General features: G+C 73.7%; 11 protein-coding genes. 4 read left to right on the top strand and 7 right to left on the bottom strand.

Annotated elements, in window-relative coordinates; all coding sequences use genetic code 11:
* Position 1: 1 nt before the first annotated feature.
* Positions 2-958: a CBM35 domain-containing protein gene (locus ACNJ93_RS14215; protein ID WP_418957780.1), complete on the top strand. Its 957-nt coding sequence runs from the start codon at positions 2-4 to the stop codon at positions 956-958.
* A 59-nt stretch (positions 959-1,017) separates the two neighbouring features.
* On the opposite strand, the gene ACNJ93_RS14210 is transcribed toward ACNJ93_RS14215, so the two are convergent.
* The 5 genes from ACNJ93_RS14210 to ACNJ93_RS14190 form a co-directional block, all read right to left on the bottom strand.
* Positions 1,018-1,863 carry a class II fructose-bisphosphate aldolase gene (locus ACNJ93_RS14210; protein ID WP_418957779.1) on the bottom strand — a complete coding sequence of 282 codons (846 nt, stop codon included), beginning with the start codon at positions 1,861-1,863 and terminating at the stop codon, positions 1,018-1,020.
* 60 nt (positions 1,864-1,923) lie between these two features.
* Positions 1,924-2,850 (bottom strand): 1-phosphofructokinase family hexose kinase, encoded by a 927-nt coding sequence (locus tag ACNJ93_RS14205; RefSeq protein WP_418957778.1) that lies wholly within the window; start codon positions 2,848-2,850, stop codon positions 1,924-1,926.
* A 126-nt stretch (positions 2,851-2,976) separates the two neighbouring features.
* Positions 2,977-4,122, bottom strand: coding sequence for an N-acetylglucosamine-6-phosphate deacetylase (gene nagA / locus ACNJ93_RS14200; protein WP_418957777.1), 1,146 nt, complete (start codon positions 4,120-4,122; stop codon positions 2,977-2,979).
* Positions 4,122-5,084, bottom strand: coding sequence for an ROK family protein (locus tag ACNJ93_RS14195; RefSeq protein WP_418957776.1), 963 nt, complete (start codon positions 5,082-5,084; stop codon positions 4,122-4,124). Before ACNJ93_RS14195 ends, nagA begins: the two co-directional genes overlap by 1 nt.
* Positions 5,085-5,182: 98 nt before the next feature.
* On the bottom strand, positions 5,183-6,073 hold the full coding sequence (locus tag ACNJ93_RS14190) for an SIS domain-containing protein (RefSeq protein WP_418957775.1): 891 nt from the start codon (positions 6,071-6,073) through the stop codon (positions 5,183-5,185).
* A 187-nt stretch (positions 6,074-6,260) separates the two neighbouring features.
* Between ACNJ93_RS14190 and ACNJ93_RS14185 the strand changes: the two genes are divergently transcribed.
* The 3 genes from ACNJ93_RS14185 to otsB are packed head-to-tail and all read left to right on the top strand — an operon-like array spanning position 6,261 to position 8,663.
* A complete protein-coding gene (locus ACNJ93_RS14185) occupies positions 6,261-7,481 on the top strand; it encodes an extracellular solute-binding protein (RefSeq protein WP_418961404.1) in 1,221 nt (406 codons plus the stop codon).
* Positions 7,482-7,503: 22 nt separating this feature from the next.
* Complete coding sequence (locus ACNJ93_RS14180) at positions 7,504-7,773, top strand: DUF3263 domain-containing protein (protein WP_418957774.1); 270 nt, start codon at positions 7,504-7,506, stop codon at positions 7,771-7,773.
* 44 nt (positions 7,774-7,817) lie between these two features.
* Positions 7,818-8,663, top strand: a complete 846-nt coding sequence (gene otsB / locus ACNJ93_RS14175; RefSeq protein ID WP_418957773.1) for a trehalose-phosphatase — start codon at positions 7,818-7,820, stop codon at positions 8,661-8,663.
* Between the two features lie 74 nt (positions 8,664-8,737).
* On the opposite strand, the gene ACNJ93_RS14170 is transcribed toward otsB, so the two are convergent.
* Both ACNJ93_RS14170 and ACNJ93_RS14165 read right to left on the bottom strand, forming a co-directional pair.
* Positions 8,738-11,020, bottom strand: coding sequence for an immune inhibitor A domain-containing protein (locus ACNJ93_RS14170; RefSeq protein ID WP_418957772.1), 2,283 nt, complete (start codon positions 11,018-11,020; stop codon positions 8,738-8,740).
* Positions 11,021-11,287: 267 nt separating this feature from the next.
* Complete coding sequence (locus tag ACNJ93_RS14165; protein ID WP_418957771.1) at positions 11,288-12,742, bottom strand: alpha,alpha-trehalose-phosphate synthase (UDP-forming); 1,455 nt, start codon at positions 12,740-12,742, stop codon at positions 11,288-11,290.
* Between the last annotated feature and the right edge of the window lie 6 nt (positions 12,743-12,748).

Here is a 12,748-nt window from a genome sequence, read left to right as displayed (position 1 = left end):
GATGGCTGCCGGTACCAACGGCGCGAACACGCCCGAGGACGACGATCCGTTCGGTTACCTCTACGCGGACGGCCAGGCCGCGGGCGCGCAGTCGCCCCGCCAGGGCGGCTACGGCTACCCCGGGCCCGCCGCCGCGCAGCCGGGCGTCCCGAGGACCTCGTACAACCAGGTCAGGGCGGTCGGCGAGCGCCAGTACGGCGGCCACGCGCAGGTGCCGCACCAGGCGTACGGCCAGCCGAACGCGCAGTACGCCGCGCCCGAGACGTACCCCGGCGGCGCGCCCACCCGCCAGACCACGATCCCGCCGCAGCGCGGCGGCGCGGGCGGGGGCGGCGGCCGCGGGCCCAACACCAAGGGGCTGCTGCTCGGCGCGATCGCGGTCGTCGCGGTCGTGGTGATCGGCATCACCGTGGCGATCCTCACCAACGGCGACGAGAAGGACCCGGCGGCCGGCGGCGGGACGCCGTCGACCGGCGCGCCGACGGCCGTCCAGGAGAGCCCGACCGGCGAACCCACCGACAAGGAGACCCCGCAGCAGCTCCCCCAGCAGGACGCCGCCACCCTCAAGCTCGGCGGCTCCGCGGCCCTCGCCAAGGACATCAAGGGCGCGGAGGGCGCGGACGGCGCGTACGTGACCGGGTTCAACGCCCTCGGCTCCTCGGTCACCTGGCAGGCCGAGGTGGAGCAGGCCGGACCGTACTACCTGTCGGTGCGGTACGCGATCCCCGCGAAGGACGCCAACGCGACGCTGTCGGTCAACGACAAGCCGAACAGCAATCCGATCGGCCTGAAGAACTTCATCCGCTCCTCGGACCCGAACTGGGAGAAGAACTGGCAGACCACTTGGGCGCCGGTGACTCTCAAGAAGGGCATGAACACGATCAAGATCTCCTGCGAGCAGGGGAACCAGTGCGACGCGATCTTCGACTGGCTGAAGATCACGAAGGACCAGCCCTGACGGTCCCGGGACCGGCGGAGTGAACGGGTGGCGCCCCCTGGTGGGGCGCCACCCGTTTCTCACATCAGGCGCAGGAAGGCCGTGACCGTCTCGGTCATGGCCTCGCGGGCCTTTGTCAGGTACTTGCGGGGGTCGACGCTCGTGGTGTCCTCGGTCAGGTGGGTGCGGACGGCGGTGGTGTAGGCGGTGTTCAGGGCCGTGCCGACGTTGATCTTCGTCATGCCGGCGGCGACGGCCGCGCGGATCTCGTCGTCCGGGACGCCGGAGGAGCCGTGCAGGACCAGCGGGACCGGGACCGCGTCGTGCAGGGCGGTGATCAGGCCGTGGTCGAGGGCGGCGGTGCGCTCGGTCATGGCGTGCGAGGAGCCGACGGCGACGGCGAGCGCGTCCACGCCGGTGTCGGCGACGTACGCGGCCGCCTCCGCCGGGTCCGTGCGGACGCCGGGGGCGTGTGCGTCGAGCGGCGGTTCGCCCTCCTTTCCGCCGACCCGGCCGAGCTCGGCCTCCACCCAGATCCCGCGTTCACGGCCCCAGCGGACCGCGTCCGCGGTGGCCTTGACGTTGTCCCCGTAACTCAGCCGCGAGGCGTCGAACATGACGCTGCCGAAGCCCTCGGCGTGGGCCTGGCGCAGGAGGTCCACGGACTCGACGTGGTCCAGGTGGAGCGCGAGCGGGGCGGACGAGGCGCGGGCCACGGCGGTCGCCGCGGCGGCGAGCGGCCCGAGGCGGCCGCCGTGGAACTTCACGGCGTTCTCGGAGACCTGCAGCACCGCGGGCGCGCCGGCCCGCTCCGCGCCGGCGGCGACGGCCTCGGCGTGCTCCAGGGTGATGACGTTGAACGCGGCCAGGCCCCGGCGGGCGGCGCGGGCGGCGGAAACGAGTTCGCCGGTGCGGACGAGGGGCATGCGGGCGGCTCCCTTGACGACGTCGGGGGCGCCCGTCCCGCCCCGGGACGGCCGCCCGGGTCAGGCCGCGGGGGCCTGGGTCTGTACTGCTACCTGCGGCAGGAGGCGTTCGTACGTCTCCCGCTCGAACTCGCCGGCCGTCGGCGACAGCACCGTCGCCGTCGACAGCGCGACCGCCCGCGACAGGCGGTCCGGCCAGGGCAGCCGGTCGACCAGGGCGGACAGCAGGCCGGCCACGGCCGAGTCGCCCGCGCCCGTCGGGTTGCCCTTGACGGTGGCGGGCGGAGGCGCCTGCCACAGGCCCGAGGCGGTGACCGCCAGCAGGCCGTCCGCGCCCAGGGAGGCCACGACCGCGTGCGCCCCGCGCCGGCGGGCGTCGCGCGCGGCGCGCTCCGGCTCGCGGGCGCCGGTGAGCTGGGCCAGCTCCTCCGCGTTGGGCTTGACGATGTCCGGCCGGGCCGCGATGCCCCGCCGCAGCGGTTCCCCGCTGGTGTCGAGCAGCACCGGCACCCCGGCGCCGCGCGCGGTGCGGATCAGCTCCGCGTACGCGCCCACGTGGATGCCCGGCGGGAGGCTGCCGCACAGAGCCACCGCCTCGGCGGCGGGCAGGAGTTCGCCGTACCGGTGCAGGAAGGCGGACCACTCCTCGGGGGTGACCGTCGGGCCCGGTTCGTTCAGCTGGGTGGTGTCGCCCGTGGTGTCGTCGACGACCGCGAGCGTGCGGCGCGTGTTGCCGCCGATGGGGACGAGCGCGTCGCGCACCGGGCAGCGGGCGAGCAGGGTGCGCAGCACCGCGCCGTTGGGGCCGCCGGCGAAGCCGGTGACGACGGTGTCGTGGCCGAGCGCGCCGAGCACCCGGGCGACGTTGACGCCCTTGCCGCCGGGCCGTTCGAGGACGTGGGTGACGCGGTGCGAGGCGTGCGGGGTCAGCGCGGGCACGCGATACGTCAGATCGAGCGCGGTATTGAGCGTGACCGTGAGAATCACCTGCCGCACCCCCCTGGAAAGCGCTGTCTGTCCTGCCCGAATGCTGTTTCGCGCCCTGATCATGCCAAAGAGAAGGCGGTCAGCCCAGACCCTGTGCCGACCGCCGTCACCTAAGTTGCACCGAAATCAGCCCAGTTGGGGTTCAACCACCCAGGCGCCCTTCCGCATCACACCCTTGAGCTCGAAGTCCTCGTCGAGGACGACGAGGTCGGCGTCCTTGCCGGGTTCGAGGGAGCCGACCCGGTCGTCCAGGCCGAGCAGGCGGGCCGGGTTGGCGGAGACGGCCTGCACGATCGACTCGACGGGCAGCCGGTCGACCGTCGCCGCGCGCTTGAACGCCCGGTCGAGGGTGAGCGTCGAGCCCGCGATGGACCCGCCCTCGACGAGCCGGGCGACGCTGTCCTTCACCTCGACCTCCAGCGGGCCGAGCATGTAGCGGCCGTCGCCGAAGCCGGCCGCGTCCATGGCGTCGGTGATGAACGCGACGCGCGCCGGGCCCGCGTGATGGAACGCCAGTTCCAGGGCGGCCGGGTGCAGGTGGGTGCCGTCGTTGATGAGCTCGACGGTGACCCGCTCGTCCTCCAGGAGCGCGGCGATCGGCCCGGGCGCGCGGTGACCGAGGCCGGGCATCGCGTTGTAGAGGTGGGTGGCGACGGTGGCGCCGGCGTCGACCGCCGCGACGGTCTGCTCGTACGTGGCGTCGGTGTGGCCGACGGCGGCGATCACGCCGTGGTCGGCGAGCAGCCGTACGGAGTCGAGGCCGCCGGGCAGTTCGGTGGCGAGGGTGACCATCCGGGCCTGTCCGCGCGCCGCGTCGACGAGCTTGCGGACCTCGGCGGGGTCGGGGTCGCGCAGCAGGCTCTCGTCGTGGGCGCCCTTGCGGCAGGGGGAGATGAACGGGCCCTCGAAGTGGATGCCGGCGAGGTCGCCCTGCTCGGCGAGTTCGGAGAGCAGTCCGGCGCGGCGGGTGAGGAAGTCCATGTCGCCGGTGACGAACGAGGCGACGGTGGTCGTGGTGCCGTGCAGCCGGTGGGTGTGGACGCCGTGCAGGACCTCGTCGACGGTGCCGGAGGTGAAGGACGCGCCGCCGCCGCCGTGGTTGTGCATGTCGACGAAGCCGGGGACGAGCCAGTGGCCGGAGAGGTCGAGTGCGGGCGTGTCGGCGGGCGCCGAGCCCGCGATGCGGCCGCCCTCCACGATCACCCGTCCGTTGTCGACGATCCCGGTCGGCAGCACGACGCGTGCCCCGGCGAGAACCTTGCGAGCGGCCATCAGGCGGAGACCTCCGGGTCGTGGGGGGTTCGGGGAGAATTGTCGGCCGCGAGGAGGTCCCAGGCGAGGAGGCCCGCGCCGAGGCATCCGGCGGTGTCGCCGAGGGCCGCCGGGACGACGGCGGGCAGCTTCTGGAAGGTGACCCGCTCCTCGACGGCGGCCCGGAGCGGCGCGAACAGGGTCTCGCCGGCCTCGGCGAGGCCGCCGCCGATGATGAGCGTGCGGGGGTCGAGCAGGGTGAGCGCGGTGACCAGGCCGTCGGCGAGCGCGTCCACGGCGGTCCGCCAGACGCGGGCCGCGGCCGGGTCGCCGGACTCGACGGCCTTGGCGCAGTCGGCGGCGTCGGCGTCCGGGTCGCCGGAGGCCTCGGCCCAGGCGGCGGAGACCGCGGAGGCGGAGGCGTACCGCTCCAGGCAGCCGCGCTGGCCGCAGCCGCAGGGCACGCCGCCGGGGCGGACCACGATGTGGCCGATCTCGCCGGCGTACCCGTGGGCGCCGGCCTCGATGGCGTCGCCGATGCCGATGGCGCCGGCGATGCCGGTCCCGAGGGGCACGAACAGGAACCGGTCGGCACCGCGGCCGGCGCCGATCCGGCCCTCGGCGAGGCCCCCGGTGCGCACGTCGTGACCGAGGGCGACGGGCAGGCCGCCGAGGCGCTCGCTGAGCAGGGCGCGCAGCGGGACGTCGCGCCAGCCGAGGTTGGCGGCGTAGACGGCGATGCCGCGGCCGGCGTCGACGATGCCGGGGACGGCGACGCCGGCCGCGGAGGCGGGGGTTCCGTAGCGCTGCAGGCCCTGCTCGCGCAGCTCGGCGGCGAAGCCGAGGATGGACGCGACGACGGCCTCGGGCCCGCGCGCGCGGCCGGTGGCGCGCCGGGCCTCGTAGAGCAGCGTGCCGTCCGCCCCGACGAGGGCGGCCTTCATCCCGGTGCCGCCCACATCGAGGGCGATGACGTGTCTCACGGGTCCCAGTCTGACCCGGCGGACCCCAACAGGTCTAGTCCACTGCCCGATATTGTTGCGCGGTCATACAAACGCCGGCCCCACCCCTGCCGGAGCCCTCAGCCCAGGATCACGCTGCGGGTCAGGTTCCGGGGCCGGTCCGGGTCGAGGCCCCGGGCCTCGGCCAGGGCGACCGCGAGCCGCTGGGCCCGGATCAGCTCGGCCATCGGGTCGAGCGGCGAGCTGAGCAGCGTGCCGCCGGTCCGCGCCACATCCCCGGCCAGGCCCTCGGGGACCGCGCCGAACGCCCAGGTCACCCGGCCCGGGGCGGCGATGGCGATGGGCCCGTGGCGGTACTCCATGGCCGGGTACGCCTCCGTCCACGCGCCCGCCGCCTCGCGCATCTTCAGCGCCGCCTCCAGGGCCAGGCCGTAGGTCCAGCCACGGCCGAGGAACGTCCACTGCTCGGCCTCCAGCGCCGCCTCCGGCAGCGGCTCGGTGACGGCCAGCTCCGCGTCCACCGCCGCCTCGTCGACCGGCTTCAGGCCCGGCACGTCACCCAGCCCGGCCCGCAGGAACGCCAGCGCCGAGGTGGCGAAGCGCGTCTGGACCACCGACTCCTCGTCCGCCCAGTCGAGCACCGCGACCGCGTCCGCCGCGTCCCTCACCGGCGTCTTCGGGTCCGCGGTCAGCGCCAGCGTCGGCACGCGGCCGCGCAGCGCGGCCAGCAGCTCCAGGACCTCCGTGGTCGTGCCGGAGCGGGTGATCGCCACGACCCGGTCGTACGCCCGGTCCACCGGGAACTCCGACGAGGCGAAGGCGTCCGTCTCGCCCTGCCCGGCCGCCTCGCGCAGCGCGGCGTACGCGAGGGCCATGAACCACGAGGTGCCGCAGCCCGTCACCGCGACCCGCTCGCCGGGTGCGGGAAGGCCCTCGAAGTCCGCCGCCGCCCGGGCGGCGCGCCGCCAACAGGCGGGCTGGGTGGCTGTCTCGGCTGCGGTACGGGACATACGCGTCGGCTCCTTCAGGAAGGGGACGGTCGGGCACGGTCGGACGTACGTTGCGCACGATACCCAAGTGGTGTAGACCTCATCCCTCCCGATGAGGGAAAATCGCAGCTCAACGACGAGTGAAGGGAAGGACAACGCTGTGCAGCGGCGACTCCTTGGACTGACCGCGACGATCGCCGCGCTGGGCATGACCGCCGTGCTCGCCGGCTGCGGCGTGACCGGCGGCGACGGGGACGTCCGGCTCACGCTGGTCGCCGCCGACTACGACCTCGCCGGCGGGGACTCCACCGAGAAGTACTGGGCCGGCCTCACGGCCGCCTACGAGGCGAGCCACCCCGGGGTCGACATCGACGTGCGGATCGAGTCCTGGAACGACGTCGACCGCGTCGTCGCCGAACTCGTCGACGCCGGCAAGGCCCCCGACCTCGCGCAGATCGGCGCGTACGCCGACCACGCCGCCGCCGGCCGGCTCTACAGCGCCGACGAACTGCTCTCCGTGCCCGTCCAGGCCAACTTCCTCGCCCCGCTGATCTCCGCCGGCGAGATGCGGCGCGTCCAGTACGGGATGCCCTTCGCCGCCTCCACCCGGCTGCTCTTCTACAACAAGAAGCTCTTCGCCCGGGCCGGCGTCGCCAAGGCCCCCACCACCTGGGACGAGCTCGCCGACGACGCCCGGAAGCTGAAGCGCGCAAAGGTGCCCTACCCCTTCGCGCTGCCGCTCGGGCCCGAGGAGGCCCAGGCCGAGACCATGATGTGGCTGCTCAGCGGCGGCGACGGCTACACCGACGACACCGGCCGCTACGTCATCGACTCCGACGCCAACGTCGACACCTTCCGCTGGCTGAAGACCGAGCTCGTCGACAAGGGCCTCACCGGCCCCGTCGCCCCCGGCAAGCTCAACCGCAAGGCCGCCTTCGCCGCCTTCTCGCGCGGCGAGGTCGGCATGCTCAACGGCCACCCCTCCCTGATGAAGGAGGCCGCCAAGCAGGGCGTCGACGTCGGCATGGTCCCGCTGCCCGGCCGGGACGAGAGGCCCCGCGCCGCCATGGGCGTCGCCGACTGGATCATGGCCTTCAAGCAGAACGGCCACCGCAGGGAGGCCGGCGACTTCCTCAACTACGTCTTCAGCGACGCGAACGTGCTGAAGTTCGCCGGCGACAACGACCTTCTGCCGTCCACCGTCAGCGCCTCCCACGCCATGGAGGACGACCCCGAGCACAAGGCCCTCGCGCCGTTCCTGAAGGCACTGCCCGACTCCCGGCTCTACCCCGTCGGCAAGACCTCCTGGGCACGGGTCAGCGACACCGTCAAGCGGAACATAGGCCGGGCCGTCGAGCCGGCCGGTTCGCCGGACGCGGTGCTGGCCACGATCGGGCGGGCGGCGAGGACCGCGGAGGACGCCGAGTAGGGCCGCCGAATAGGTTGGTCGTATGAACGACGCATCGCAGCCCGGGGCCGGGCAGTCGCCCGAGCCGGACCCGCTCGGCGAGCGCGAGCGCGCCGTCCTGGCCCTGGAGCGCCGTTCCTGGCCGGGACCCGGCGCGAAGGAGCGCGCCGTGCGGGAACAGCTCGGGCTCTCCCCGGTCCGGTACTACCAGCTGCTCAACGCGCTGCTCGACGACCCGCGCGCCCTCGCGCACGACCCGGTGACGGTCAACCGGCTGCGCCGGGTGCGCGCCGAGCGTGAGCAGCGCCGCTGAACCGTGCCGCTGACGCGGACGCGGAGCGTGGGTAGGGTCGGGGCATGGTCAGCAGCCTGCCGCATCCGACCACGTCCGCCGGCCGCGACGGTCTGGCCGCGCTTCTCGCGCGTCCGGAGAAGGCCGTCGTCGCCCTCGACTTCGACGGGACGCTCGCCGAGATCGTCCCGGACCCCGAGCAGGCCCGCGCCCATCCCGGCGCGGTGCCCGCTCTGGCCGCCCTCGCCCCGCACGTCGCCTCGGTGGCCGTGGTCACCGGCCGGCCCGCCGGGGTGGCCGTCCGCCACGGCGGCTTCGCCGGGGTGCCCGGCCTGGAGGGCCTGGTGGTCCTCGGCCACTACGGCGCCGAGCGCTGGGACGCCGTCTCCGGCACGGTCACGGCCGCCGAGGTGCCGCCCGGGGTCGCCGCCGTACGGGCGGAACTGCCCGGCTTCCTGGACCGGGTCGGGGCCTGGCCCGGCACCTGGATCGAGGAGAAGGGCCGCGCTGTCGCCGTGCACACCCGGCGCGCGAAGGACCCGCAGAGCGCGTTCGACGCGCTGAAGGTCCCGCTCGGCGAGCTGGCCGCCCGTCACGGGCTGGTCCTGGAGCCCGGCCGGATGGTCCTGGAACTGCGTCCCCCGGGCATGGACAAGGGCATGGCGCTGGCGAAGCATGTCCGCGACACGGCCGCGGAGTCGGTGCTGTACGCGGGCGACGACCTGGGCGACCTGCCGGCCTTCGGCGCGGTGGAGAAGCTCCGCTCGAACGGGGTCCCGGGCCTGCTGGTGTGCAGCGGCTCCACGGAGGTCCCGGAGCTGGCGGAACGGGCCGACCTGTCGGTGGCCGGCCCGTCCGCGGTGGTGGACTTCCTCGCCGGACTGGCGGAGGAACTCGCCGCGCGCCGCTGAACGGCGCGCGGCGGTCGTTCCCTGGTGAGCAGTCCGGGAGTCCTGATCAGTCCGTCGGGATCAGTCCGTCGTGATCAGTGCGCGGCCGGGTTGGTCACGGTGATCCTCAGGTCGTCGCCGGTGTCGTCGGTGACGGTGACCTTCACGCCGTGGCCCGCGACCTTGACGCTCGCTTGGGCGGCCGCCGGGTCGTAGTAGGCGTTCGGGTCGGTGTCGTCGAAGACGGGGATGCCGGGGACGGAGGGGGCGCAGGCCGCCTTCGTCACGACCGTCTGCTGCTGTCCCTTGCCCGACAGGACCTCCTTGTGGAGGCAGATCGCGTCCGTGGCCTCCAGGCCGAAGGTCGCGTCGAAGGGCTGCCGGCGGTTGCTCGGCGCGGTGCCGTCGTCGTAGCGGAACGGCGTGGGCCGGGCGTCGACGGCCATGGCCGCGCCGCCGCCGGGGTGGTCGCTGACGTTGTTGTCGTCGAAGGACCGGTCGACGTACCAGACGAGCATGCCGTTCTGGTACTTGAACCACTCGACCCAGTCCGGGGCGGTGATGCCCTTGCTGAACTGGTACGGGCCCTCGGCGAGCAGCGCGTCGCTGCCGACGTACTCGCGGTTCTCCACGAGGTAGTACCGCGGGAAGGTGGCCGTCTCGGTGCCGGTGGAGATCTTCCAGCGGCCGGTGGCCGTCCAGCCGTTCGTGCCCTGCTCGACGTCGTCGGTCAGCAGCGTGGTGCCGCCGGCCGACAGGGTGATGTCGTCCAGGAACGCGCCGGCGAAGTGCACGCCGCCGTCGGTCTGGTAGCGGAACCGGAACAGCGAGGGCTTGCCCTGGGCGTCGTACGCGTAGCGCAGCGTCGTCCACTTGCCGGCCGAGGAGCCGTCGACGGCCGCGCCGGCGCGCTGCCAGTTCGCGCCGCCGTCGAGGGAGTACTCGGCGAACAGGTAGTCGTAGTCGGCCTCGATCTCGTGCCAGGCACCGGCCGTGACGGTGACCCGGGGCGCGGCCGGCACGGAGCGGGTGAGGGACTGGTTGAGCCCGTCCGCGGAGCCGGTCCACCAGGCGTGCGAGCCGGAGGCGGGGGTGGCGTACGTGGTGCTGGTCGTCTTGTCCGGCAGCGGGATGCGGACGGCCTGCTCCTTGCCGACGGCCTGGAGCTGCGCCGGGCTCAGCGTGTACGTGCCGGTGGCGCCCAGGGGGGCGTCGGCGTAGTCCAGCCAGCCGAGGAACAGCTTCTCCTCCGCGCCCATCAGGCCCGGGTGGGTGCCGATGCCCTCGTTGGCGGCGGCGCCGTGGCTGAGCCAGGAGCCGGAGCTCATCAGGGTCCAGAAGGCGGTGGAGTTCTCGCCGCCGTTGGTGTCGTAGTAGTCCGGCAGGCCGAGGTCGTGGCCGAACTCGTGGCAGAAGACGCCGAGTCCGCCGTTCTCGCCCTCGGTGGTGTAGTCGCCGAGCCAGTACTTCGACTGGCCGATGCGGGCGCCGCCGGCCTTGTTCTGGGTACCGGCCACGTCCGGGCCGGTCAGGCCGTAGTCGTCGCCGTTGACGTACCAGCGGTGGGACCAGATGGCGTCCTCGCCCTGGGCGCCGCCGCCGGCGTCCTCGCCCATGCCGGCGTGCACGGCCTGGAAGTGGTCGATGTAGCCGTCGGCCTCGTCGAAGTTGCCGTCGTGGTCCCAGTCGTTGCGGTCCCAGACGTCGAACTGGGCGAGGTGGGCGTCGATCTCGGCGGGGGACTTGCCGGCCGCGATCTGGGCGTCCCACCAGGCGTTGCCGGTGTCCTGGATGAAGGCCCAGGAGCCGCCGTTGTCCTCGATCGCGTTGTCGCCGTAGAAGGAGGCGTTGTACGGGACCTTGACCCAGTCCTCGACGGTGTTGGTGACGGAGTAGCGGCCGCCCGAGAGGTTCTCGTAGTAGGTCCGCATCGACTCGCCGGGGCCGTTGAAGAAGTTCTCGTAGTAGGCCTTCGAGAAGTCGGCGGTCCAGGCGTTGGAGTTGTCCGTGGTCCGGTCCGGCTTCGGGATCTGGTTGTGCAGCGGGCCGGGGACGGAGCCGTACTTGCCGGCGGACTGGTCGCCGAACTCCGCGAGGATGGTGAGGATCTTCTCGGAGCGGACGGTGGTCGTCTCCACGAATTTTCCGGGTGCGAGTTCGACGACGCCCTTGGCGTTCGCCCTCGCCTTGCCCTTGGCGACCTTGTCGATCGCCTGCTCGCGCATCTCGGTGCGCTGCTCGGTGAGCGGTCCGGGACGGTTGTCGGGCCGGTGGGCGGTGGCGCCCGGTGCTCCCGACGGGGTGTCCCGGGCCTCCTGCGCGGCGGCCGGGGTGAGGCCCGCGGCGAGGAGTGCGGTGAGCGCCGACCCTAGGGTCATGCCCACGACAAGTCTCTTCACGTCTGCGATCCCTTCGCATGCGTGGTCGCATGGTTCGCGCGGTTCGGGGGGTGTCGGATCGCCTGGGGGAACGATCGCGGCAGAGTCTGGCACGGAAGGGGCGCGGAAGAGGAGAGGTCGGCAGCGACATCTTCCGCTACGCGGTGCGCCCACCCCGAATGCCGGACGCCGCGGGGCCGCACGGCCCCGCGGCGCCAACCGCTCCGCTTCCGCTCCGCGGGCCCGACCGCCGCCCGGCGCGGGCCGCTACTCCCCGTCCGGGTCCTCCCGCAGCGCCGCCAGCTGCTCCAGGAACCAGCGCTGCGGCGGCAGCGCGGTCGCCGCGGCGGCGAGGCGCTCCGTGCGCTCGGCCCGCTCGGCGGCCGGCATCGACAGGGCCTCGTGCAGCGCCTGCGCCGTCGCGCTCACGTCGTACGGGTTCACCGTCAGCGCGTCCTCGCGCAGCTCCTCGTACGCGCCCGCGCCCTCCGACAGGACCAGCGCGCAGCCCGCCTCGGAGACCACCGGTATCTCCTTCGCCACCAGGTTCATGCCGTCCCGCACCGGGTTCACCAGCGCCACGTCGGCCATCCGGTACACCGCGAGCGAGCGCGTGAAGTCGTCCTGGACGGAGACCAGCACCGGCTGCCAGTCCGCCGTGCCGAACTCCTCGTTGATCCGGTCCGCCAGCTCCCGGACCGCCGCCGTGTACGAGCGGTACGCCTCCAGGTCCTGCCGGGACGGGTACGCCGAGGCCAGGTGCACCACCCGGCCCCGCCACTCGGGGCGGGCGGTCAGCAGCTCCCGGTAGGCGAGCAGGCCGCGCAGGATGTTCTTGGAAAGCTCCGTCCGGTCGACCCGGGCGATCGTCCTCCGCCCCGGGCCGACCTCCTCGCGCAGCCGGGCCAGCCGCTCGTCCACCTCCGGCCGGTACGCCAGCGCCCGCAGGTCCTCGGCGTCTACCCCGAGGGGGAAGGTCCGCACGCGGGTGGTCCGCTTCGGGCCGCCCCAGTGCATGTGGTCCACCCCGCGCCAGGGGGTGCCGGTGGGCGAGAGCGGCTGGGCGGCCCCGACCGCGCTGTCGATGTGCGCGCCGTTCATGAACGCGAACGCCCAGCTCCACGTGTGGAACCACAGCTCGTCCGCGCCGAGCATCCCCCACACCAGCTCCTCGCGGACGTCCTGCGGCAGCATCCGCAGGTAGTCCGTCGAGGCCCAGGGCGTGTGCGTGAAGTGGCCGATCCGCAGGTCGGGCCGGAGCTCCCGCAGCTGCCCCGGCACCAGCGCCAGGTGGTAGTCCTGCACGAGCACGCAGGCGCCCTCGTCGGCCGCCTCGGCCAGCGCCTCCGCGAACGCGCGGTTGTACGCCCGGTACGCCTCCCAGCGCAGCCGGAACTCCGCGTCGAAGACGGGCTCGCGCGGCACGTCGTACAGGTGGTGGTGGAGGAACCACAGCACCGAGTTCGCGATCCCGTTGTACGCGTCCGCGTACACCGCGGGATCGATGTCCAGCATCCGGACGCCCGGCTCGCCGACGCCCTGCCGCACCGCCTCCCGGTCGCCCTCGCCCAGGGCCGCGCAGACCCACAGGCTGTCCTCCGCCGAGATCGCGCTCAGGCCGGACACCAGCCCGCCGCCGCCCCGCCGGGCGTCGAGCGTGCCGTCGTCCCGGCGCACGTAGCTGACGGGACCGCGGTTGGAAGCGACGAGAACACTGGCCATGGGGCG

Source organism: Streptomyces tritici (genome assembly GCF_048500665.1).
Lineage (GTDB): Bacteria > Actinomycetota > Actinomycetes > Streptomycetales > Streptomycetaceae > Streptomyces > Streptomyces tritici.
This window is presented reverse-complemented; position numbering and strand designations above follow the sequence as displayed.

Bases quoted from the DNA above. Each gene is read 5' to 3' on its own strand.
- ACNJ93_RS14185 (WP_418961404.1), top strand. From the start codon at position 6,261: ATGACCGCCGTGCTCGCCGGCTGCGGCGTGACCGGCGGCGACGGGGAC.
- ACNJ93_RS14165 (WP_418957771.1), bottom strand. From the start codon at position 12,742: ATGGCCAGTGTTCTCGTCGCTTCCAACCGCGGTCCCGTCAGCTACGTG.
- ACNJ93_RS14210 (WP_418957779.1), bottom strand. From the start codon at position 1,863: ATGCCCCTCGTCCGCACCGGCGAACTCGTTTCCGCCGCCCGCGCCGCC.
- ACNJ93_RS14215 (WP_418957780.1), top strand. From the start codon at position 2: ATGGCTGCCGGTACCAACGGCGCGAACACGCCCGAGGACGACGATCCG.
- ACNJ93_RS14190 (WP_418957775.1), bottom strand. From the start codon at position 6,073: ATGTCCCGTACCGCAGCCGAGACAGCCACCCAGCCCGCCTGTTGGCGG.
- ACNJ93_RS14170 (WP_418957772.1), bottom strand. From the start codon at position 11,020: ATGACCCTAGGGTCGGCGCTCACCGCACTCCTCGCCGCGGGCCTCACC.
- otsB (WP_418957773.1), top strand. From the start codon at position 7,818: ATGGTCAGCAGCCTGCCGCATCCGACCACGTCCGCCGGCCGCGACGGT.
- nagA (WP_418957777.1), bottom strand. From the start codon at position 4,122: ATGGCCGCTCGCAAGGTTCTCGCCGGGGCACGCGTCGTGCTGCCGACC.
- ACNJ93_RS14180 (WP_418957774.1), top strand. From the start codon at position 7,504: ATGAACGACGCATCGCAGCCCGGGGCCGGGCAGTCGCCCGAGCCGGAC.